Origin of the sequence: Microbacterium sp. F2, assembly GCF_052274505.1 — a bacterium.
Classification (GTDB): Bacteria; Actinomycetota; Actinomycetes; order Actinomycetales; family Microbacteriaceae; genus Microbacterium.
In genome coordinates, this window is the sequence record NZ_JBNVBV010000002.1 from 1 (window position 1) to 21,225 (window position 21,225).

Annotated in this window: 17 protein-coding genes; 4 read left to right on the forward strand and 13 right to left on the reverse strand. The window is 68.1% G+C overall.

Annotated elements, in window-relative coordinates:
• Positions 1–76 precede the first annotated feature (76 nt).
• The 10 genes from purH to ACQVDU_RS05110 all read right to left on the reverse strand — a co-directional run bounded on the left by purH (position 77) and on the right by ACQVDU_RS05110 (position 13,840).
• A complete protein-coding gene (purH, locus tag ACQVDU_RS05065; protein ID WP_443476399.1) occupies positions 77–1,684 on the reverse strand; it encodes a bifunctional phosphoribosylaminoimidazolecarboxamide formyltransferase/IMP cyclohydrolase in 1,608 nt (535 codons plus the stop codon).
• Positions 1,685–1,755: 71 nt separating this feature from the next.
• Positions 1,756–2,340, reverse strand: a complete 585-nt coding sequence (gene purN, locus ACQVDU_RS05070) for a phosphoribosylglycinamide formyltransferase (protein ID WP_443476400.1) — start codon at positions 2,338–2,340, stop codon at positions 1,756–1,758.
• Positions 2,341–2,344: 4 nt separating this feature from the next.
• Entirely contained in the window at positions 2,345–3,601 is a 1,257-nt protein-coding gene (locus ACQVDU_RS05075; protein ID WP_443476401.1) for a cell division protein PerM, read from the reverse strand.
• 43 nt (positions 3,602–3,644) lie between these two features.
• A complete protein-coding gene (locus tag ACQVDU_RS05080; RefSeq protein ID WP_443476402.1) occupies positions 3,645–5,234 on the reverse strand; it encodes a polysaccharide deacetylase family protein in 1,590 nt (529 codons plus the stop codon).
• Positions 5,231–5,812: a hypothetical protein gene (locus ACQVDU_RS05085; RefSeq protein WP_443476403.1), complete on the reverse strand. Its 582-nt coding sequence runs from the start codon at positions 5,810–5,812 to the stop codon at positions 5,231–5,233. Before ACQVDU_RS05085 ends, ACQVDU_RS05080 begins: the two co-directional genes overlap by 4 nt.
• A gap of 130 nt (positions 5,813–5,942) precedes the next feature.
• The gene (locus tag ACQVDU_RS05090) at positions 5,943–6,377 is read right to left on the reverse strand and encodes a nitroreductase family deazaflavin-dependent oxidoreductase (RefSeq protein ID WP_443476404.1); all 435 of its coding nucleotides are present in this window, start codon (positions 6,375–6,377) and stop codon (positions 5,943–5,945) included.
• A gap of 121 nt (positions 6,378–6,498) precedes the next feature.
• The gene (sucD, locus tag ACQVDU_RS05095) at positions 6,499–7,401 is read right to left on the reverse strand and encodes a succinate--CoA ligase subunit alpha (protein WP_300592799.1); all 903 of its coding nucleotides are present in this window, start codon (positions 7,399–7,401) and stop codon (positions 6,499–6,501) included.
• A 27-nt stretch (positions 7,402–7,428) separates the two neighbouring features.
• Positions 7,429–8,595: an ADP-forming succinate--CoA ligase subunit beta gene (gene sucC, locus ACQVDU_RS05100; RefSeq protein WP_292711421.1), complete on the reverse strand. Its 1,167-nt coding sequence runs from the start codon at positions 8,593–8,595 to the stop codon at positions 7,429–7,431.
• Between the two features lie 116 nt (positions 8,596–8,711).
• Complete coding sequence (locus ACQVDU_RS05105) at positions 8,712–10,292, reverse strand: chitinase (RefSeq protein ID WP_443476405.1); 1,581 nt, start codon at positions 10,290–10,292, stop codon at positions 8,712–8,714.
• Entirely contained in the window at positions 10,289–13,840 is a 3,552-nt protein-coding gene (locus ACQVDU_RS05110) for a glycosyltransferase family 2 protein (protein ID WP_443476406.1), read from the reverse strand. Before ACQVDU_RS05110 ends, ACQVDU_RS05105 begins: the two co-directional genes overlap by 4 nt.
• 209 nt (positions 13,841–14,049) lie before the next feature.
• Between ACQVDU_RS05110 and ACQVDU_RS05115 the strand changes: the two genes are divergently transcribed.
• The 4 genes from ACQVDU_RS05115 (at position 14,050) to ACQVDU_RS05130 (ending at position 18,577) form a co-directional block, all read left to right on the forward strand.
• Positions 14,050–14,727: a TetR family transcriptional regulator gene (locus tag ACQVDU_RS05115; RefSeq protein WP_443476407.1), complete on the forward strand. Its 678-nt coding sequence runs from the start codon at positions 14,050–14,052 to the stop codon at positions 14,725–14,727.
• Between the two features lie 39 nt (positions 14,728–14,766).
• Positions 14,767–16,230, forward strand: coding sequence for a phytoene desaturase family protein (locus ACQVDU_RS05120; protein ID WP_443476408.1), 1,464 nt, complete (start codon positions 14,767–14,769; stop codon positions 16,228–16,230).
• A 97-nt stretch (positions 16,231–16,327) separates the two neighbouring features.
• The gene (locus ACQVDU_RS05125) at positions 16,328–17,485 is read left to right on the forward strand and encodes an AI-2E family transporter (protein WP_443476409.1); all 1,158 of its coding nucleotides are present in this window, start codon (positions 16,328–16,330) and stop codon (positions 17,483–17,485) included.
• Between the two features lie 45 nt (positions 17,486–17,530).
• Positions 17,531–18,577 (forward strand): ATP-dependent DNA ligase, encoded by a 1,047-nt coding sequence (locus ACQVDU_RS05130; protein WP_443476410.1) that lies wholly within the window; start codon positions 17,531–17,533, stop codon positions 18,575–18,577.
• Positions 18,578–18,593: 16 nt separating this feature from the next.
• Here the strand turns inward: ACQVDU_RS05130 and ACQVDU_RS05135 are convergent, their stop codons facing one another.
• From ACQVDU_RS05135 to ACQVDU_RS05145, 3 genes are read right to left on the reverse strand one after another with little or no spacing between them, the layout of a single operon-like run.
• A complete protein-coding gene (locus tag ACQVDU_RS05135; protein WP_443476411.1) occupies positions 18,594–19,088 on the reverse strand; it encodes a nitroreductase family deazaflavin-dependent oxidoreductase in 495 nt (164 codons plus the stop codon).
• Positions 19,085–20,137 (reverse strand): non-homologous end-joining DNA ligase, encoded by a 1,053-nt coding sequence (gene ligD / locus ACQVDU_RS05140; RefSeq protein ID WP_300591588.1) that lies wholly within the window; start codon positions 20,135–20,137, stop codon positions 19,085–19,087. The genes ACQVDU_RS05135 and ligD overlap by 4 nt, the downstream gene beginning before the upstream one ends.
• On the reverse strand, positions 20,127–21,176 hold the full coding sequence (locus ACQVDU_RS05145) for an SseB family protein (RefSeq protein WP_300591587.1): 1,050 nt from the start codon (positions 21,174–21,176) through the stop codon (positions 20,127–20,129). Before ACQVDU_RS05145 ends, ligD begins: the two co-directional genes overlap by 11 nt.
• Positions 21,177–21,225 lie beyond the last annotated feature (49 nt).

The window sequence follows — 21,225 nt, forward strand, 5'->3', positions numbered from 1 at the left end:
TCTATTCTTCCTGATCAGAGGGGCATTTCTACGTCACGACGCTCGCTCAACGCCCCGTCCATCGGTGGATCGAGGCTTAGTGGAAGAAGTGGCGCTCGCGCGTGAAGAACATCGTGACGCCAGCGTCGCGCGCGGCCTTCACGACCTCCTCATCGCGGACAGACCCTCCCGGCTGCACAATCGCCGACACGCCGGCGTCGATGAGCACCTGCGGTCCGTCCGCGAACGGGAAGAAGGCATCGGATGCGGCGACAGCGCCCCGCACACGATCACCTGCGCGCTCGACCGCAAGGCGACACGAGTCGACCCGGTTGACCTGGCCCATGCCGATGCCGACGGTTGCCGAGTCCTTCGCGAGAACGATCGCGTTGGATTTCACGGCGCGGCAGGTCTTCCACGCGAAAATGAGGTTGGTCATCGCGTCGGCATCCGGACGCTCACCGGAGACGAGCTCCCAATCGGTGGCGACGGACTCGATGTCGTCGGGGAAGCGGTCGGCATCCTGCAAGAGCAGGCCACCCGAGATGAGCCGCACATCCATCGGCTCCTGCTTCCAGTCGTCGGGCAGCTTCAGCACGCGCAGGTTGTTCTTGAGTCGGAACACCTCGAGGGCTTCGGGCTCGAAGTCCGGGGCCACGATCACTTCGGTGAAGATGTCGCGCAGATTCTCGGCCATCTTCAAGGTCACCTTGCGGTTGGCGGCGATCACGCCGCCGAAGGCCGAGACCGGGTCGCAGGCGTGGGCGCGCAGGTGTGCGCTGGCGATCGGGTCCAGCGCGTTTGGCGCCGAGACCGCGATGCCGCAAGGGTTCGCGTGCTTGATGATCGCCACGGCGGGCTTGACCAGGTCGAACGCGGCACGCAGGGCAGCATCAGCATCGACGTAGTTGTTGTACGACATCTCCTTGCCCTGCAACTGCGTCGCCTGGGCGATACCGTGGCCGCCCGTACGGGTGTAGATCGCGGCCCGCTGGTGCATGTTCTCGCCGTACCGCAGGGTCGAGAGCCGTTCGGCGCGAATCGTGAGGTGCGCGGGAAGCTCGACATCCTCCCCGAGTGTCTCGTCAGCGAACCAGGTTGCGACGGCCCGGTCGTACTCAGCGGTGTGCGCGAAGGCTCGCGCGGCCAGTTCGCGACGCTGCACGAGAGAGGTGCCTCCCCCACGAATGGCGTCGATCACCGACCCGTAGGACTCCGGCGAGACCACGATCGCGACGTTCGCGTAGTTCTTCGCAGACGCCCGAACCATAGCGGGGCCACCGATGTCGATCTGCTCGACGACATCGTCGCCCTGTGCACCGGAGGCCACCGTCTCGACGAAGGGGTACAGGTTCACCACGACCAGCTCGAAGGGCTGGATGCCGAGATCGCTGAGCTGGTTCTCGTGGTGGGCGAGGCGAAGGTCGGCAAGGAGGCCCGCGTGCACGGCAGGATGCAGCGTCTTGACCCGCCCGTCGAGCGACTCAGGGAACCCCGTCACGGCGGCAACATCGGTCACGGCAAAACCGGCATCCCGGATCGTCGCGGCCGTCGACCCCGTGGAGACGATCTCGACACCGGCCTCCGCAAGCGCCTCGGCGAGTCTGAGGAGATCGGTCTTGTCACTGACCGACACCAGCGCCCGCCGGACGGGCACGACGTCGCGGTCGCGGTACAGGGACGGGTCGTGACTGGGGCCTGCCATCGGGTCTCCTTGCTGTCGGGTGGTCATCGGCCGCGCGGGCTGCGTCGTCGCGGACCTGGTCAGAGGAAAAGTCAGGGGGATGAGAGGTCGATCTCGCCCGTTGCGATGCGCCTCACGACGTCGATCAGGAGTCGGCGTTCGACCGGCTTGATCCTCTCATGAAGGCTCGCCTCGTCGTCGCCGGGAAGCACCGCGATGCGCTCCTGCGCGAGGATGGGTCCGGTATCGACTCCGGCGTCGACGACGATGACACTCGCACCGGTCTGACCGACACCGGCAGCGAGCGCGTCTCGGACGCCGTGGGCACCGGGGAACTCGGGAAGGTACGCCGGGTGGGTGTTGATGATCCGCGGCGCCCAGGGTTCGAGCACGGATGCCGGAAGCAGGCGCATCAGGCCGCTGAGAACGATCAGGTCGGGCCGCCAAACGGCGAGCTGGTCGCGAAGCGCCTCACCCCAAGCATCCCGGCTCGCGTACTCGGCGTAGGGCACGAAGAACCACGGGATGCCGAAGGCTTCGGCGTGCGCGAGGCCCTCGGCTTCGCGGTCGGCACCGACGACAACGATCCGCGCCGGATAGTCGGGCTCGTTCGCCGCCTCGAGCAGCGCCCGAAGGTTGGATCCGGCGCCGGAGATGAGAACGGCGACGGTGAGCACCGACTCAGTCTACCGAGGGCTCCAGCAGCGCCGTGGGCACTGCCTCGATGGCGCCATCCTCACGGGCTCGGCGTCGCGGTGAGAGCAGCAGGATGCCGGCGCCGACGCCGACCTCGATGCCGATGGCCAGCGCAACGGGGCCCGGCTCCGGTCCCAGCTGCGCGAGCGTACCCGGTCCGAGCGATCCGGAGGCGAGCGCGACCAGCAGCGCCGCTGAACCGGCCGCGACAACCGCGATCCCGAGCGTCACGACGATACGGGCGGCAACGCGCTCGGCATCCGCGGCGAAGAACGACCGGGCAAACCACCCGGCGAAGGCGCCGACCGCGACGGGCAGGAGTGCGAGCAGCAGCAGCCACGGCGAGGTCGACTCGGGGATGGCGCCCATCAGCGGCAGGCCGGGCAGGACGCCGGTCGTGGTTCCGGATGCCGCAACAGTCGACCCCGCCCCGAGGGACACACCGGGGCCGGCGACGAACGCCAGGGCCCATGCGATCAGGGTGGGAAGGTAGAGAAGCTGACCCAGCGTCAGGAGCACCGCGCCCAGCACGTCAACGTGGGACGCCTCGTAGAGGCCGACGATCTGAGAGCCGCGCGCGAAGATCGCGACAGCGGTGACGAGCGCTGCGACACCGACGAGTCCGACCACCGCGATCGTCCCCGCACGAGCGATGACCGTCGGGGTGAGCGCCCAGTCCTCGGGCAGGTCTTCGGTCCGTTCGCGCAGCGCCGCGATGACGCCGCGGTCGGCATCCTGCCATTCGCCGACGAGCGCGCCGAGCATCGCGGGGATGCCGAAGATGAGGGCGGGAAAGAGGATCGCCTCCGTGAGCGAGGTGTTCGCGACGGGGTTACCCGCGGTCAGCGCGATCCCAGCGGCTGCAGCGGCGAAGACCGCGGTCCCCGCGAGCGCGCCCGTGAACGCCGCTCCCGAGCGCGACGCACGGCGACCCGAGCGTGCCGCCGAGATGGCAGTGAATCCCGCGAAGGCCAGCGGGGCGAGCGAGAGCACGAAGGATGCTGCGCCTGGATCGATGCCGGCAGTTGCCAGGTAGTCGGCGGGAAGCGTGATCTCCAGCGGGACGACATGCCCCAGTTGCCAGACGCTCGCGGTGGTGGGCCAGAGCGCGTCCCACGGGGCAAGGCCACCGAACTCGACGACCCACAGCAGCGTCGCCGGTGCGAGCACGACGACGAGGCCCGCGGCGACGGTGACGAGCGCGTCGAAGGCCGCGAGAAGGAAGACGATGACCCGGTTCATGCGGGTTCGACCTTACCCATCGCCGGGCCGCTGACCGGTCGACTCACCGGGCGCTGCGCCACGCTCCCGAGTTCGGGACCGAGCCGTGGAACAGTTCGGTGATGGTCGCCATCGTGAAACCCCGATCGAGGAGCCCGTCGCAAATGGCTCCAACGGTGCGCGCCGTGTTCCCGTGGATGTCGTGCTGCAAGACGATAGAGCCAGGCTTCGACCGCGTCACGACCCGCTCGATCAGGACGTCGTCGGCCGGGCCTTCCCAGTCTTCGGTGTCGACATCCCAGAGGATCGCGGGCATCTGCGCCACCGCGAGCACCCGCGCGTTGTAGTCGCCATAAGGGGGTCGGAACATCGTGATCTTCTGGCCGGATGCTGCTTCCAGCGCGGCTGTCGTGTCGCGCAACTGCGAAGCGATCTGCGCATCGGTCAGCTTCGTGAGCGACGGATGATTCCAGCTGTGGTTTCCGATGAGGTGCCCCTCAGCGACCATCCGCTGCAGCGTGGCAGCGTACGTCTTCGCCTTCTCACCCATCGCGAAGAACGTTGCACTGGCGCGGTGGGCCGCGAGGGCATCCAGCATGCTCGCCGTGAGATCGCTCGGACCATCGTCGTAGGTGAGCGCAACGCAGGGCGTCAGCGAACAGTCGACGGGCACGTCCCCGGGGGTCGTCACGCTCGGACCCGAATACGGCTGACCCACCGACGCGAGCAGCCGTCGTCCGAAGTCGGTGAGCAGGGGCTCGGCGACCGCCGCAGGAACGAGAATGGTACGCGCCGCATCGGTCGGCGGGATGCCGAGCGCCGCGAGCCCATCGGTGGTGAAGCCGGCGGGGATCGTGAACTGCATGCCGCCCGCAGCCGCGGGGATCGTGGTCGCCAAGGCCCCAGCGAGGCGCTCCGCCGCCGACGGGTCGACCACGGGGGCCAGCGAGAGGGATCCAGCGGCACGGCGCAATCCGTCAACAACCTCCGCAGCGAGGGTTCCGAGGGCCTCCGGCGTCCACAGCTGGGCTCCGGACGCCACATCGCCCACTGCCGCGTCACCGAAGAGAGTCTCGGCGGTGTCGGCTGTGACGGCATCCGCGTTCGACATCACCGTGCGCAGCCGCTCGCCGAACAGGGTCCCCGCCGCCCACACGACATCACACACGACAGTAGCCGCACCACCGCCCACGACGGGTCCGGCTACAGCTGGATCGACCAGCAACTGGGCAGCCGGGGTCGTGGTGGAGCCGGGAGTGCAGGTCCGGTCGTTCAGGCCTGCACCGACGTCTCCGGCCTGAGGCCGATAGGTCGCGCCGGTGGCGTCTTGCCGAGCAGCGATCGCGGCCCGGATATAGCCCCTCACCGCGTCATTGAAGGCGGGGACCTGCGGCAGAAGCAGGTAGCGGGCCTGGATGCCGACACCATCCTGGCGGATGCGCTCGGGTGAAACGTTGGAGGCGAGCGGTTGCCCGGGTTCCGCGCTCAACGGCGCCGCCTCGCCCTCGACGACGGTCAGCCTCGTTGCCGGCCAGGTCGGCGGGCTCCAGTTCTCGTCGACGGCAGGGGCGCAGCCGGAGGCGACGACGGATGCCGCTACGACAACGGCCGCGACGGCCAGTGCACGGGCAGAACGCGGGACCGAAGCGCTCACGGCTGCACCCCCTCGACCAGCGACGCCATCGCCGCGCGGTAGCGCTCGAGGTCATCGCTCGAGGCGACGAAGACGACGGAACCTCCCGCGACCGGCCCCACCGCAGCGACCAGGTCAGGCACGGCAGCGGCGCCCTCCTCGCTCGACCCGGACGGGGACCCGTGCGCGACGGTCAGCCCCGATGCCAAGGTCTCGACCATGGGAGCCGCCGCGCCGGCGTCCATCGCGGCCTGGGTGGCGTCGGCGGCGCTGAGTGAGGCATCCACGATCAGACCGCGGTCGGGTGTCACGATGCGCGCGTGCGAGTCATCCGGTCGGGTGATCAGCCAGCCCTCGGGCACGATGACGGTCACGGGAGCCGATTCCGGACCGAGCACGAGGGGCTCTGCCGCGGTTGCCACACGGGTCTGCAGGTTCGCGATGGCCGGCGGCACCGTGATGACTCCGATCACCGTGACGAAGGCCAGCAGGCCGACCCCTCCGATCGCCGCCAGCGTCCAGACCCACCAGGGGGTAGGGCGGCGGCGCGACGATGCGATGTCTCGGCGCGTCAATGTGGCTTGCGCAGTCTCGTTCATGCTGGCTCCGGGGCGCACGGACGGCGCTGAACGTATTGTGCCGCGCCCTGGCGTCCGAAACCTGACGACGGGCCGGAAAAACTCGCCGATCGCGGCGGATTCTCAGCCTGTGCGGCTCGGAGCGCGAGTCTCAGGCGGGGTCGAGCACGAAAAGAGCGATGAGCCGGTCGGTCTTCTTCTGGTACTCGGCATAGTCGGGCCACACCTCGACAGCACGCGCCCACCACTGATCGCGCTCCTCGCCCTGAACTTCCCTGGCGAGGTAGTCGCGCTTGGTCGCGCCATCCTGCAACTCGACGGCGGCATGCTTTCGCATGTTCCCCGCCCACTTGGGTTCGTCGGGCGCGCCGCCCTTCGAGGCGATCACGGCATAGCTTCCGTCGTGTTCGACGCGCATGAGGGCGGTCTTGCGCAGCCCTCCGGTCTTGGCGCCGAGCGTCGTCAGGACGATGACGGGCTTGCCTCGCAGCACCGATCCCTCGGCACCCCCCGTGGCTTCGTAGGTTTCGGCCTGGGTGCGGGCCCACTCCGATGTGGACGGCTTGTACTCTCCGGTCAGTGGCATGCCCTCAGGCTACCGCCCACCTGCGACCACGGGCTGCCCGGAGCGAGACACCGCGTACACAGCGAGACACCCTCTGTCGCGCGGCGTCTCGCGCGACAGAGGGTGTCTCGGTGAGCGAGCGTCAGAGCTGCTCGATGATCTCGCGCATCAGGGCGGCGGTCTCGGACGGCGTCTTGCCGACCTTCACGCCCGCAGCCTCGAGGGCCTCCTTCTTGGCCTGGGCGGTACCCGCAGAGCCCGACACGATCGCGCCGGCGTGACCCATGGTCTTGCCTTCGGGAGCGGTGAAGCCCGCGACATAGCCGACGACCGGCTTGGTCACGTTCGCCTTGATGAAGTCGGCGGCGCGCTCTTCGGCATCCCCGCCGATCTCACCGATCATGACGATCGCCTTGGTCTCGGGGTCTGCCTCGAACGCGGCGAGCGCGTCGATGTGGGTGGTGCCGATGATCGGGTCGCCACCGATACCGATGGCGGTCGAGAAGCCCAGGTCACGCAACTCGAACATCATCTGGTAGGTGAGCGTGCCCGACTTCGAGACGAGGCCGATCGGACCCTTGCCCGTGATGTTGGCCGGGGTGATACCCACGAGCGACTCACCGGGGGTGATGATACCGGGGCAGTTCGGGCCGATGATGCGCGTCTTGTTTCCCTTGGACTGGGTGTAGGCCCAGGCCTCGGCAGTGTCACCGACGGGGACGCCTTCGGTGATGACCACGAGCAGCGGGATCTCGGCGTCGATGGCCTCGATCATGGCATCCTTCGTGAAGGCGGGCGGCACGAAGGCGATCGAGACGTCAGCGCCGGTCTTCTCCATCGCTTCGGCGACGGATGCGAAAACGGGCAGCTCGACGGCGTTACCGTCCTTGTCGGTGTGCGAGACGGTGGTCCCGGCCTTGCGGGCGTTCACGCCGCCGACGACCTGGGTGCCGGCCTTGAGCATAAGAGCGGTGTGCTTCGTGCCCTCACCGCCGGTGATGCCCTGGACGATGACCTTGGAGTCCTTGTTGAGGTAGATCGACATGTCAGAAGTCCTTATCCGGTTTCGCGATCAGGCGGCGGCCAGCTCGGCTGCCTTGTCAGCGCCCTCGTCCATACCGGCGGCGAGGGTGACCAGCGGGTGGTTCGCGGCGGCGAGGATTGCGCGACCCTCTTCCACCTGGTTGCCGTCGAGGCGAACGACGAGCGGCTTGGTGGCGGTGTCGCCGAGGATCTCGAGAGCCTTGACGATGCCGTCGGCAACCGCAACGCACGAGGTGATGCCGCCGAAGACGTTGACGAACACACTCTTGACCTGCGGGTCGCCGAGGATGACATCCAGGCCCGCGGCCATGACGGTCGCCGAGGCGCCGCCGCCGATGTCGAGGAAGTTGGCGGGCTTGACGCCGCCGTGGTTCTCGCCGGCGTAGGCGACCACATCGAGGGTCGACATGACCAGGCCCGCACCGTTGCCGATGATGCCGACTTCGCCGTCGAGCTTGACGTAGTTCAGGCCCGATTCCTTCGCCTTGGCCTCGAGCGGGTCAGCAGCACCCTTGTCTTCGAGCTCTTCGTGCTCGGGGTGGCGCACCTCGCTCGCGTTGTCGTCGAGCGTGACCTTGCCGTCCAGGGCAATGATGTTGCCGTTTCCGTCCAGGATCAGCGGGTTTACCTCGACGAGGGTCGCACCTTCACCCTGATAGACGTCGTAGAGCTTGACGAAGACGTCCGCGACCTTGTCGACAAGCTCAGCCGGGAACTTCGCAGCGGTAGCGATCTCGACAGCCTTGTCCTTGTCGATACCGGTCAGCGGGTTTACCTCGACGCGGGCCAGGGCCTCGGGCTTCTCGACGGCGAGCTGCTCGATTTCCATGCCGCCTTCAACGGAGCACAGCGACAGGTACGAACGGTTGGAGCGGTCCAGCAGCACGGAGAAGTAGAACTCCTGCTCGATGGATGCGCCGGCGGCGACCATCACGCGCTGCACGACGTGCCCCTTGATGTCCAGGCCCAGAATGGCCTTGGCCGCCTCGTACGCCTCGTCGGCATTCTTCGCGACCTTCACGCCGCCGGCCTTGCCGCGGCCTCCGGTCTTGACCTGAGCCTTGACGACGACGACACCGCCGATCTTCTCGGCAGCCGCCTTCGCCTCCTCAGGAGTGTCGGCGATGATGCCGGGGAGCACCGGCACCCCGTATTTCTCGAATAGGTCTCGTGCCTGGTACTCGTACAGATCCACGCTGGTGTCCTCCGCTGCGGCGTCGGGTGGGTGAGGGAATGTCTCGATGTCGAGATAGTTCGACCAAGTAGTCAGCCTACTACCCGGCACTGAACGGTTGCGAACGGGCAGGCGACTTACCCGCTGCCGGCGATCTGCTCGATCTGCGCGGCAGTCAGCGGGATCCAGGGCGAACCGTCGGGGTCATCGGATGCCGCGGCCGGGCTGTCACCCTGCGTCCACCACTTCGCTTCGAACGGAACGCCGTCGTAGAGGACGCGATCCCCCTCGCGGTAGACGGTATCGCCCGACCAGTCGGGGTAGGTTCCAGGCGGAAGCGTCGGCACGACGTAGGGTGTCTCGCCCGGAAGAACGGGACCGACCAGGTCCCACGGACTCTCGGCGCCGCTGACCATCGGATCGTCGGGAACGTCACCGCGTGTCCACCACTTGGCCTCGTAAACCATGCCGTGCCACACGATCTTCGACCCCGCGAGGTAGCGCGTGTCAGCGTTCCAGATCGGATACGGGCTCGTGGCCGGGTCGTCGGTGGCCGAGGCGCTCGGCAGTGGCACCGGTGTGTGACTGCCGGCAGTTCCGGTGTCGGTCAGGCCGTCTCCGAGCGTGACCGCGAAACTGTCCTGCCCTTGGTCGACACCGCTGCAGTAGTTGGACACGATGCGTACGTCGGCGTAGTTGTCGCCGCAGGAGCGGTCGCGGTTGGCCGACCACATCGAAACGCGACCGAGACCGACATCCAGCGCGAACTGATTGAGCTGCGCAGCATCATCCATCGTGAACACCTCGTCCACAACGTCGTTCTGACCGATCATGGGTGTCGCGCCGATGCGCGCCCACGCTGCCGCGGAGCTGAGCGGTTCATCGGAGTCGCGCAGGATGTCAACGAGCTGGTCACGAACGCCGGTAATCGCCGAGATCGCCACGTCGCCCATCGTTCGACCCTCGAGGTCGACGCCGTAGTCCATCGTCATCGCGTTGATCCCGCCCAGCTTCACACCGGCGTCGATCACCTGCACAGCGGCAGCCTCGCCGGTCGCATCGAGGCCCGACGGCGTGACGGGCAACGTCAGCCAGACCGTGAGCGGATCGTCGGCGTCCCGCTCGCTCTGCAGAATGCGCAGCGCCTCAGCCCTGCGCGCCCCGACCGCGGTGTCCTGCAACGCGTCGCCTTCGATGTCGAGATCGATGATCGTGAGGTCGTAGCGGTCTATGACGGCCTGGTAAGCACCCGCCAGCGACTCGGCATCCGGGCATGCTGTCGCAAGCTCGGTGTTGTCTCGCCCGCCGAAGCTCACCACGACGTCGCCACCCTGCTGCCTGAGACGGGCGATGCGGCGGTCGAGGTCCAGGTCGCGGGCAGCCTGGTCCAGCGTGTAGGCGCCGCCCCACGACGGCTCACACGTGGTCTCCTCGGAAGCGACGACAAACCCCAGCACGACATCCTCGTCAGCGGCGGATGCCGGAGACTCGAATGCGTAGGCGGGGGTGAGGGTGGTATCGACGTACGCCGCGAACCAGGGCTGATTCGGGTCGATGACGACTCGATCGGTCACGGTGTGGAACCCGAACCAGATCGCAACGCCGGCGGCCGCGGCGATGAGGATGCCGAGCATGACCCGCCACGGCGACAAGCGCTTTCCGGCGTGCGGGCCGGTCGCCCGCCGTTCCTGAGCGCTGCTCGCCGTCTCGCCGGTCACCACCCGCGACCTCGGCCACGCACGGGGCGCGACACAGGAGCATTCGGTGACAGCGGAACCTCGTTGCGAAGCGGCATCCGCCCCGGGGGCACCCCGACCGGTACGGCGTCAGGAGAGGTCCGCGCGGCGGTCTGCGAAGGCACCTGCCACTCGCCCGGCGCAGGCGCCGGAGCCCAGTCAGCGCCAGCCGCTGCCGTGGCCGGGACGAGCTCCGGCGGATAGACGTCGGGCTGAGCCGGACTCTGCCACGACGGAGCCGCCCCATACTGCTGGCCGTCGCTCGGAGAGGTCGGCGCGTACTCGGGGGCGACGACATAACCCTGCCACGCCGGTAGCGGTGACGCAGTGAAGGGCGCCCGGGGTTCGCCCGGGTACTGCTGTTGGGCAGGGTACGAGGGCGCCTGGTCGTTCCAGACCGGAGTCTGCCACGGGGAGGTGGGCACGGGTGCCGAAGCGTGCCACTGCGGGGCAGCCTGCTGCGCGGGCTCGACCGGCCACGGCTGGTCCCGCTGTGCCGGCACAGGCTGCGTGTAGACATCCCGCTGTGCCGGCGCAGGCTGCGTGTAGACATACCGCTGCTCAGGCGCAGACTGCGTGTAGACATACTGCGCCGCGGGAGCCTGGACGGGAACATCGGGGAACACGGGCTCCGGCGCGGCGATCCACGCCGGAGCCGCCGAATCGACCCGAGCTGGCTCTGCCGACGAGAAGACCTGGATGGCGCGATCGCCGCTGTCGCCGGGGGCCCAGGCGCTGGCCGCGACCTCGACAGGATGATCGACGGCGTCCCCGAAGTCATCCCATTCGGCCGACACCACACGACCCTCCGGCCCCGGCATCCAGAGATCGGGCACGAGTTCCATCCCATATGCCGGCGCGATGGCGTACGTCGGGCGGAACACCTCGGGCTCGGCGCCGGGCTCAGACACCGACTCGGTCGGAGCACCAACGAGAACAGGCTCGGTCGCCGCATCGAGTTCGACGACGGCGGGCTCGGCCGCTGGCTCGGTGTGAGGCTCCGGCTCCGACTCAGCGACAACAGGCTCGGGCTCGGACATCGCCGGGGCGGCTGCCGGCACCGGATCGGGTTCCGGCTCGGCAGCCGCCTCGGCTGCGGCGACCTCGGGACGGGTCGCCGACACCGGATCGGGTTCCGGTGAGTCATCGACGTCGAGCACGGAGAGGCCCGGCTGCTCGGATTCAGTGAGGCTCGGCTGCTCGGATTCAGCGTGGATCGAGGCTTCGAGTGTCTCGAGCTCGAGCATCACCGGGCGTGCAGGGATGGTCGGTGGGGGGAGGTAGTCGGGCGAGGTCTCTCCCGCAGCCGGGTGACCGTGGTACAGCGCGGCCCGCCAGTCCGGCTGCGCGCGCTCCCCCGCCTTTACGCGCGAACGCTTCTTCGGGGTCGCGTCGACCCACATCCAGTCGGTGAGCCCCAACCACGTGTCGGCGATGGACTCCAGGATGCCGATGTTCTCGACGATCGCCCAGGCCGCGAGGGTCGCGTTGAAGGCGGCGAAGGCAGCTGTGCCCCAATTCTCGTGAAGGATGTTCCACCAGGCAGTGAACACCGAGAAGATGACGATGGCATAGGGAGCCACGACGTAGAGCAGCTGCGTGGCGGTGCGGTTGCGCACCTTCGGCGTGCGGGCGAACGGAATCTTCTTTCCGGTGAGCGCCTGCTCGATCGACTTGAGGACGCCGGCAAGGTTCACCGGCAACAGGATGAGGTTGAACCCGTAGATCCGGAAGATGTCGATCGTGCGGTATCCCGAGTAGCGAAGGTCACTGGCCTGCGACATGAAATAGGGAAGAGCAGCGAACACGACCAGCGGGCTCAGCAGCCGGCTGTCGAAGGGGTAGGTCAGCAGCATGATCAGACCGAAGGATGCCCACGCCAGCGATGCCATGTAGTTGGTGCGCAGCATCCATTCGGTGAGCGTGATCGGCCGGTGCGACTTGCGCCGCCGCTGCGCGTACTTCAAGAACTTGGGCATGATCAGCAGGCCACCATTGGCCCACCGGCGTCGCTGCACGACGAGCGAACCGAAGTCAGGCGGCGTGGCGCTGTAGCTGAGGCGCTCGGGGTAGTTCACCAGCGACCACCCCTGATCGGCGAGGTCGATGCTCGACTCGGTGTCTTCGATGACCGTGCGGTCCTGCACGTACCGGCGCACTTCGTAGCCGTTGACCGTCTCGACCTGCACGATGTCTTCGAGCGCACGCCGACGGATGACGGCGTTTGCGCCCACCCAGAAGGTTGCGTCGTGCGCAGTCATCCCCTGGTGGAGGATGTGCTGGATGTCGGTCGTGGCGCCCGCAAGTCGCTCGATGCGGGTGGGAGCTCCCCGGAACGACGAGTACGGCGTCTGGGTCACCGCGACGCGTTCGTTCTCGGGCTGCTCCAGGAAGTGCACGAGCCGCAGGCAGTAGTCGCGAAGCAACAGCGAGTCGGCGTCGAGGGTGAGCAGGTAGGGCGTGTCGGGGATGACGATGTCGGCCTCGTCCGCGGGACCGACTTCCACGAGCACCGTTCCCTCATCGGTGGGGTGAGCGTGATAGCGCCCCCCGAGCAGTCCGATGTACGCGTTGAGGTTCATCGCCTTGTTCGGCTCATTCGACAGCGACGCGTAGCGCTTGCGTTCGAAGGTCGTCGCTTCGACGGTGAAGATCCGGACGAGGCGGCGGTGGAGTTCGAGCAGTCTCTCGCCCGTGGGCGCGGCATCGGCATCCATCGCGGCCTGCAGAGCCTGTGCTGTCGCATCCAAGTCTTCGGCAAGGCCTCCGATCACCTGCTCGATGAAAAAGGTGTCGACGTGGTCTTCGTGCGGCCACTCGTCACCGACGGTGCGCAGCCAGGCCACCGCGGCGGCATACTCGTCGCGGAGAGTCACGACGGCATCCGAGGCGACAGTGCCGCCCAGTAGCCACTCGTTCTCATACGCCAGCAGCGCCGCGGTGAACCGCTCGCCAGGCTCACTCAGAGCGTTCTCGATGTCGGATGCGATGCGGCGGGTCTCATCGAGACGCTCCCGCACCACAGGGTCGGTGGGAAAGGGGCTGTCATCCAGAAGCAGGACGACCCGCAGCGACGGGTACTCCTGCAACGCGGCCGACCACATCGTCTTGCGCACGACTGCCGGCTCTTCCGCATACGACGGGATGAGGACGGTCAGCCCGTCCTGGTGCCCCTCCGCGAAGTGGCGGTCGAGCTCCCCGCGCGGAGCACGGACATGATCCCGGAATCGGCGGAAGGCCCCGGCGCGGGCGACGAGGTACATCAGGGCCGAGAACGTGAGGAACGTCACCACCGCCGCGTAGACGATCACTTCGAGCGTCCGGAAGACCCCGTCGTTCGCGAACAGCTGCGGCAGAATCGTGAAGATCATGTAGCCGACCCAGGCCGCAATCGTCGCACCGATGGCGATCCGCGCCCACACCACCTTGGCAGCAGACGGGCGAGCGTGCACTGTCGAGAGCGGCGTGCGCCGCTTCTCGGATCCCCACTGCGGCCGTCTCGTCGACGGCAACGCTGTGCGTGTGCTCATCCCGCGTTTCCATCCGTGTCCGTGGCCAGAGGCCTCACACAACAAAGGCGGGGCGACGGATGCCGAGCACCCGGAGCGATCCCGCACCGCGACGCTATCGCGCGATACCGGAAAGCTGCGGCTTCCTGGGATGATCCTGGGCTCAGATGCTCTTTCCTTGAGGTAACACTGAGCCAAACTTGAGGTTCCCCCGGCGGTAGGCTCACGGCATGTCCGACACCACCGCCGCCACGTCGTCGTCGCGGACCGCAGTCGTCGCCGTCGCGCTCGACCTGTTCGATCGGAACGGCTTCGACGCGACATCCGTTGAGCAGATCGCCCAGGCTGCCGGCAGCTCCCGGTCAACGTTCTTCCGTCAGTTCGGCGGCAAGGACGACGTCGTGTTCGCCGACCACGAGCTCCTGCTCGCGCAGCTGCGTGAGAACCTGTCGCAGCCTCACGAGAACCCCTGGGTCGCGGTGTGCGATGCGGCGGTTACGGTGTTCGAACACTTCGCCGCCGACCCCGAGCTCGCACGGCGCCGCTACTCCGTGGTGCGGAAAGTTCCTGCGCTGCGAGAGCGCGAGATCGTCACGGTATTCCGGTACGAGCGACTCTTCGACGAGTACCTGCGCGGCGCACTCCCGGGACTTGATCCGATCGATGCGGTCGGCTTCGCGGCATCCGTCGCTGCCGTTCACAACCATGTGCTGCGCCAACTACTGCGCGACCGGGAACCCGTGCCGGTGTCGGTACTGCGAGCCGCTCTGGATGACCTCATGCGCAAGTTCGGCGTTCATCCCGACCCCGAGCATCCGGATCCCGACGACATCGTGGTGGCTGTCTTCCCCAAGCGGATGCCGCTGGCCGAGGTCACCCGCCGTCTGCACTCCTCTCTCGACCTCTGACCGGGGCGCGCCGGATGCCGAGAGTGGCAGACTGACGGCATGGCGGCACACGCGACGGTCGTGGGCAGCGGACCGAACGGACTGACCGCCGCGGCGACACTCGCTCGGGCGGGACTGCGGGTGCGGGTCCTCGAGGCAGCCGACACCATCGGAGGTGGACTGCGCACCGAAGCACTGACCCTTCCCGGCTTCCGCCACGACGTGTGCTCGGCCGTGCACCCTGCTGCGCTGACCTCTCCCGTGTTCCGGGCGCTCGGGCTGGATCGGGACGTGTCGTGGCTCATCCCGGATGCCTCCTACGCGCACCCGCTCGATGATGCGCCCGCGGCCATCGCCTGGCGCGACCTCGACCGCACGGCACACGACCTCGGCCCCGACGGACGCGCCTGGCTGGCGACGGTCCGACCGCTCGCGGGCCACATCGACGCGTTGGTGTCGTTCACGGGCGATCAGCTGATACGGATGCCGCGGCATCCGGTCACGGCGGCGCGATTCGGCTTTCGGGTGCTCGAGCAGGGCACGAGCCTTGGCGCGCTGGGTTTCCGAACGCCGCGGGCTGCAGCGCTTCTGGCGGGAGCGATGGCTCACGCGAACACCTGGATGCCGTCCCTGGCGTCGGCAGCGGCGGGCCTGTTGCTGACGGCGCAGGCCCACGCCGGTGGGTGGCCCGTCCCGCGCGGCGGCGCCCAGGTCATCGCCGAGGCGCTCGCCGCCGACATCCGCGCTCACGGCGGCGTGATCGAGACGGGACGACGGGTCACGTCGCTCGACGGCCTGGACTGGGGCGATCCGGCGGCGGGCGATCTGCTCATCCTCGACGCCTCGCCGCGGTTGCTGCTGACAGACTCTGCGCTCCCGACCGGGTACGCGAGGGCGGTGCGCCGTTACCGGTACGGCCCCGGCGTCATGAAAGTGGACGTCGCGCTTGACGGGCCCATCCCCTGGCGCGATCCGAACGTGGGCCGAGCCCCGACCGTGCACCTGGGCGGAACGCGGGAGGAGATCATCGCCGCCGAGCAGGATGTCGCACGCGGCCGGATCCCCGCGAACCCGTACGTACTCGCGGTGCAGCCGTCGGTGATCGACCCGACCCGTGCCCCCGCGGGCAAGGCGGTCCTGTGGGCGTACACGCACGTCCCGATCGGGTCGAGGGCGGATGCCACGGCTGCCGTTCTCGCGCAGATCGAGCGCTTCGCACCGGGCGCGCGGGACCTGGTCCTCGCGACGCACTCGACGACAGCAGCGTCCCGCGGGAGGAGGAACCCCGCCGAGATCGGTGGCGACATCTCCGGCGGCGCATTCACGATGGCGCAGGCGATCCGCAGACCCGTCGTGTCCCGGCATCCGTGGCGTACACCGCTGCCCGGGGTGTATCTCGCCTCGTCGTCGACCCCGCCCGGGCCTGGCGTTCACGGGATGAGCGGCTGGCACGCCGCGCGCACGGCGCTCAGCGACGCGGCAGGCGTGCCGATCACGCTCGCGGACGTCTTCGGCGGCGATTGACACACGACTGACCAACCGGGTGAGCGCCGGACTGCCGCATGCGGGCCGCGTCGTCAAGACCGTGCGCCCAGGTGCCCACGGCAGCTACGGTCGACGCATGGGATTGTTCGGCATCGGCTCGTCCACAGACAGCAACAGCGCTCCTGCGGTACCGGATGACGGCATCGTGCCACCCCGCAAGCTCTGGGGCGACAAGTTCGGGGTGCTCGCGACGCGGGGCCTACAGATCATCGTCGTCGTCGCCCTGGCGGCAGGCGTCATCTGGGGGCTCAGGCAACTCACGCTCGTGGTCATCCCGGTGCTGCTCGCCCTGATCTTCGCGTCGGCGTTCGCGCCGGTCATGGGTTGGATGCGCCGTCGTGGAGTTCCCTCGATCCTTGCCACCCTCGTCGCGCTGCTTGCCATCGTGTTGATTCTCGGGGGCGTCGGCTGGCTCATCGTCTGGGCGGTGCGCGACCAGTGGGATTCGCTCTACAGCCAAGCGCAGGCTGGCGCACAGCAGCTGTGGCAGTGGGTGCAGACCTTGCCGTTCGGTATCGATCAGCAGCAGATCGACCAGTGGATCGCCTCCATCCAGGACTTCATCACGAGTGCTCAGTTCGGCACCGGAGCCATCGCCGGCGTCAGTGTCGTCGCCAACTTCGCCACCGGTTTCGTCCTGCTGGTCGTCGTGCTCTTCTTCTTCCTGAAGGACGGCCCGCGGATGTGGGAGTTTCTGCTCCGCCCGTTCCGCGGTTCTGCCGAAGCGCGGGCGCACCGCATCGGTGACAAGACAGTGTCGACGCTCGGCGCCTACGTCCGTGGCACGGCATCCGTCGCTTTCGTCGATGCTGTCGGGATCGGCATCGGCCTCTGGATCCTCGGCGTCCCGCTCGCCCTGCCCCTGGCCGTCCTCGTCTTCCTCCTCGCCTTCATCCCGATCGTCGGGGCGACTCTCGCCGGCATCCTCGCTGCGCTCGTCGCGCTCGTTGCCAACGGCTGGGTGAACGCCCTGTTCGTCGTGGGTCTGGTCGTGCTCGTCAACCAGCTCGAAGGGAACTTCCTGCAACCGGTGCTGATGGGCCGCTCGATGAAGCTGCATTCGTTCGTCATCCTGATCGCTCTGACAATCGGCACGGTGCTCGGCGGAATCGTCGGCGCGGTCCTGGCGGTGCCGATCACTGCCGTGGCGTGGGGAATCGTGCAGGTCTGGGACGGTCCGAACACGCCGGCCCGGTGGGCGCGACGCAAGAGCACCGAACCGGCGCCGTCCTGACGCCGGGGCTCGACAACGACCCCCAACAGACAGGATGCTGACCGCATGCCTCACACGATTCCCGAGCCGATGCTCGCGAAGTCCGTCGACAGCATCCCCGCGCCTGACGCGGTAGCCGGTGGCCTGAGCTTCGAACCGAAGTGGGACGGCTTCCGCGCGCTCATCTCGTGGGACGGGACAGATCTCGAGATCGGTAGTCGCGGCGCGAAACCGCTCACGCGCTACTTTCCCGAGCTCGTCGAGGCGTTCACGCGGCTTCTGCCCGAGCCGTGCCTGCTCGACGGCGAGATCGTCATCGCGCTGGGCGTGCCGGGCTCCCAGCGCCTGGACTGGGACGCGCTGACGCAACGCATCCACCCCGCCGAGTCGAGGGTGCGGATGCTGAGCGATCAGACGCCGGCGATGTTCATCGCGTTCGACATCCTGGCCCGCGGGGAGCGCGATCTTGCCAGCGAGCCGTTTCAAGCCCGGCGGGCCGAGCTCCTCGACCTCCTGAGCGCGGTGCCGCATCCGGTGCACGTCACGCGCACGACGCACGACCCGGACCAGGCTGCCCGCTGGCTCGATGAGTTCGAGGGCGCGGGTCTGGACGGCGTCGTTGCCAAGCCCCTCGCGCAGCCCTACGCACCGGGGAAGCGCATGATGTTCAAGATCAAACACGCACGCACGGCGGATGTCGTCGCACTCGGCTACCGCGTCCACAAGAGCGGTCGCGGCGTCGGTTCACTGCTCGTCGGTCTCTACACCGACGAGGGCCAGCTCGTTCAGGTCGGCGGCGTGGCAGCGTGGTCAGACAAGCGCAGGCTCGAGCTCGTCGACGAGCTCGAGCCCTTCGTCGAGCGCGACGAGTCCGGCGCCGCGGTGACCGGTGAAGGCGAGCGGTCTCGCTTCGCCTCTGGCAAGGATGTGTCGTTCGTGCAGCTGCGTCCCGAGCTTGTGCTCGAGGTGCGCTACGACCAGCTCGAGAAGTGGCGTTTTCGCCATACCGTGCAGTTCGTGCGGTGGCGAGAAGACCGCGATCCCCGCTCCTGCACCTATGAGCAGCTCGAGACGGTGCGAGCGTACGACGTGGGGGCGGTGCTCGAGAGCTGAGTGCTGAGCGGCGGGATCAGCGCGAAGGCGGGGTGAACTCGACCACCGGGATGGTCACCTCTCCCCCGTTGAGTTCGTCCATCGCCCCCTTTAGGTGTTCCCAGGCATCCGGATGCACCCGGGCATAGCGGGCAAGCGCCGCCGCAGCGTCAATCTCGGGCAGGACGCGGGCCATAGCGGGAACGCCCTTGGATCGACCCACCCAGAGCCGTGCGGCGGGGTTAGCGGCCAGGTTCTTGAGCCACTGCGCCCGCGGGCCGTGGCCGGAAGCCACGCGGAGCGCGTTGGTCTCACGCTCGATCACTTCGAGAACGACATAGCGCGGCTCGCCGCTCTTGCGGCCGATGTGCTCGACCATCACGAACCTGCCGCCGAACAGCCAGCCAAGCCCCGCACGGAACAGCGGGATCGGGGCACGGACGATCCAGCGCGTCTGAAGCAGGCGCGCTGCCCACTGATCGCTCGTCGCCGGTGTCTCGGAGCGCGCCCCGTCGGTAGTCTTCTCGGTCACGCGGTCTCTTCCGTTTCAGGATCGCTCGTGTCGGGTTTGCGTGCCCGGCTCGGTTGCACCCGTGGGGGTTCGCCGGGCATCTTCGGGAACTCGGGCGGGAACGGCAACTCGCCCAGGCCCTCAGCGAGGTCACGCTCCCACCATTCCAGCAGCGTGTCGATTCGCCCGGGGGATGCTCCGAACTCGGCCCACGGGTCGCCGAGCTCGGCAAGTCGCTGCGGCACCGTACGCACCGTGAAGGATGCCGGATCGACGGAGGCCAGCTCCTCCCACGTGATCGGTGTGGCAACGGTGGCGGTCGGGAGGGCACGCGGGCTGTAGGCCCCGGCCATCGTGCGGTCGCGATTTGCCTGGTTGAAGTCGATGAAGACGCGCTGCCCGCGCTCCTCTTTCCACCAGTTCGTCGTGACCCGCTCCGGCATCCGTCGCTCCAGCTCGCGACCGGCAGCGATGACCGCGTGGCGAACGTCGAGGAACTCCCACTCCGGTTCGATCGGGCAGAACAGGTGGATGCCGCGGTTCCCGCTTGTTTTGATCCACGCCTGGAGGCCGGCTTCGGCGAGGACATCGCGTAACGCCGGGGCGACGGCGGCAGCATCCGCGAAGTCGGTACCTGGCTGCGGGTCGAGGTCGATGCGCAGCTCGACGGGGTTGTCGGTGTTCGCGGTCCGCGAGGCCCACGGGTGGAAGACGACGGTATTCATCTGTGCAGCCCACACGACGGCCGCGGGCTCGGTGAGCACGATCTGCGGATGCCGACGCCCGCTGTTGTAGGTCACGGTGACAGTGTCGACGAACGATGGTGCGCCCTTGGGCGGGTTCTTCGAGAAGAACATCTCACCCTCGATCGAGTCGGGGTAGCGCTCGAGTGAGACGGGGCGATCGCCGTTGGCGGCCAGAAAGGGTTCGGCGACGGCAAGCAGGTACTCAGCCAGCTCGCGCTTGGTGATCCCAACCGCCGGCCACAGCACGCGATCGGGGCTCGACAGCCCGACCTCCCGGTCACCGTCGGGGCCGGGGATTTCGAGGATGACTCGGTCAGTCGCCATCGCCCGGAGCCTCGACCATCAGCGGGGCGAGGTCGTCTCGGTCGAGGCGAATCCAGGGACCGGCGGGATCGATGAGGATGCCGGCAAGCCCGGGGTCGGCGCGAAGTGCAGCACCCAGCTGCGCACCGGTGACGGGCGCGGGCCGGTCCCCGCGCCCAAGGGCGGCAATCTCGATGGGGTGCGTGAACACCTCGATGAGACGGTCACCGTCGGCAGTGCGGGCCTCGGCGACGCCGACCTGATCGGACCCGTCGGGCTTGTTCACCGCGATCCACAGACGCGATGAGGGGATGGCTGCCACGACATCGTCGGGCGTGGACTCGGTGCGGCGAGCGGAGAGCAGCTTCTTGATGCTGAAGTCGGGATCGGCCTGCTCCATCATCTGGGCGATGAGTTCTCGCGACAGCATGGCTCTGGCAGGAGCGGACGCCGGGTCGACGATGAGGCCGGCGTACGTTCCCGACAGTAGGAACCGCAGCACCGCCTGCGCCGGCTGGGCCATCGCCGAAGTGTCGGTAGCGCCGTCGGCGGCGAGGCTCGCGCGCAGAGCAGCGACACCGCTATAGACGAGGACGTACTGCTTCTCACCGATTGTCGTGATGGCCAGCGGAATGTTCTCGCCCTCGGCCAGCATCCGCTTCGCGTCTCCCTTGACGCGCAAGAAGAGGTGTCCCTGCAGAAGCTGGCGCGCTACCTGCAGCAGTTCCGCGGGCTCGGGCCGCTCCGGAAGCTTCGCGAGGGCTGTCACGAGCGGGCCGTTGTCTTGCAGTCCCGGGCGGGGAGGAGCGTCGGTCCCATCGGCTCCCTCCTCGCTCACCGCATTGGCCGCCGGGGCTGGCGCCCCCAAGCCTTGGAAGGAAGACATCGAGATACCGACAACCGCGTCGAAGTCGGGCTCGTCGTCAACGGAATCAGGGGTCGAAGACACTGCGGCGGTGTCGGCGGAGAGACCTGGGTCAGCGACCGCTGCCGCATCGTCGGAGGCGCCCTCGGGCGTCTCGGCAGGCGTTGCTGCGGGGCGTCGAGAGAACAGAGCCATGTTTCGAGGCTACAGACGTCGAGCGCCCAACGGCACCAGAGTTGTCACA

What these genes read in the sequence shown, in the direction of transcription:
- purH (WP_443476399.1), bottom strand. Translation starts at nt 1,684, where the DNA reads ATGGCAGGCCCCAGTCACGACCCGTCCCTGTACCGCGACCGCGACGTC.
- ACQVDU_RS05075 (WP_443476401.1), bottom strand. Translation starts at nt 3,601, where the DNA reads ATGAACCGGGTCATCGTCTTCCTTCTCGCGGCCTTCGACGCGCTCGTC.
- ACQVDU_RS05085 (WP_443476403.1), bottom strand. Translation starts at nt 5,812, where the DNA reads ATGAACGAGACTGCGCAAGCCACATTGACGCGCCGAGACATCGCATCG.
- ACQVDU_RS05090 (WP_443476404.1), bottom strand. Translation starts at nt 6,377, where the DNA reads ATGCCACTGACCGGAGAGTACAAGCCGTCCACATCGGAGTGGGCCCGC.
- sucD (WP_300592799.1), bottom strand. Translation starts at nt 7,401, where the DNA reads ATGTCGATCTACCTCAACAAGGACTCCAAGGTCATCGTCCAGGGCATC.
- ACQVDU_RS05110 (WP_443476406.1), bottom strand. Translation starts at nt 13,840, where the DNA reads ATGAGCACACGCACAGCGTTGCCGTCGACGAGACGGCCGCAGTGGGGA.
- ACQVDU_RS05115 (WP_443476407.1), top strand. Translation starts at nt 14,050, where the DNA reads ATGTCCGACACCACCGCCGCCACGTCGTCGTCGCGGACCGCAGTCGTC.
- ACQVDU_RS05120 (WP_443476408.1), top strand. Translation starts at nt 14,767, where the DNA reads ATGGCGGCACACGCGACGGTCGTGGGCAGCGGACCGAACGGACTGACC.
- ACQVDU_RS05125 (WP_443476409.1), top strand. Translation starts at nt 16,328, where the DNA reads ATGGGATTGTTCGGCATCGGCTCGTCCACAGACAGCAACAGCGCTCCT.
- ACQVDU_RS05130 (WP_443476410.1), top strand. Translation starts at nt 17,531, where the DNA reads ATGCCTCACACGATTCCCGAGCCGATGCTCGCGAAGTCCGTCGACAGC.
- ligD (WP_300591588.1), bottom strand. Translation starts at nt 20,137, where the DNA reads ATGGCGACTGACCGAGTCATCCTCGAAATCCCCGGCCCCGACGGTGAC.
- ACQVDU_RS05145 (WP_300591587.1), bottom strand. Translation starts at nt 21,176, where the DNA reads ATGGCTCTGTTCTCTCGACGCCCCGCAGCAACGCCTGCCGAGACGCCC.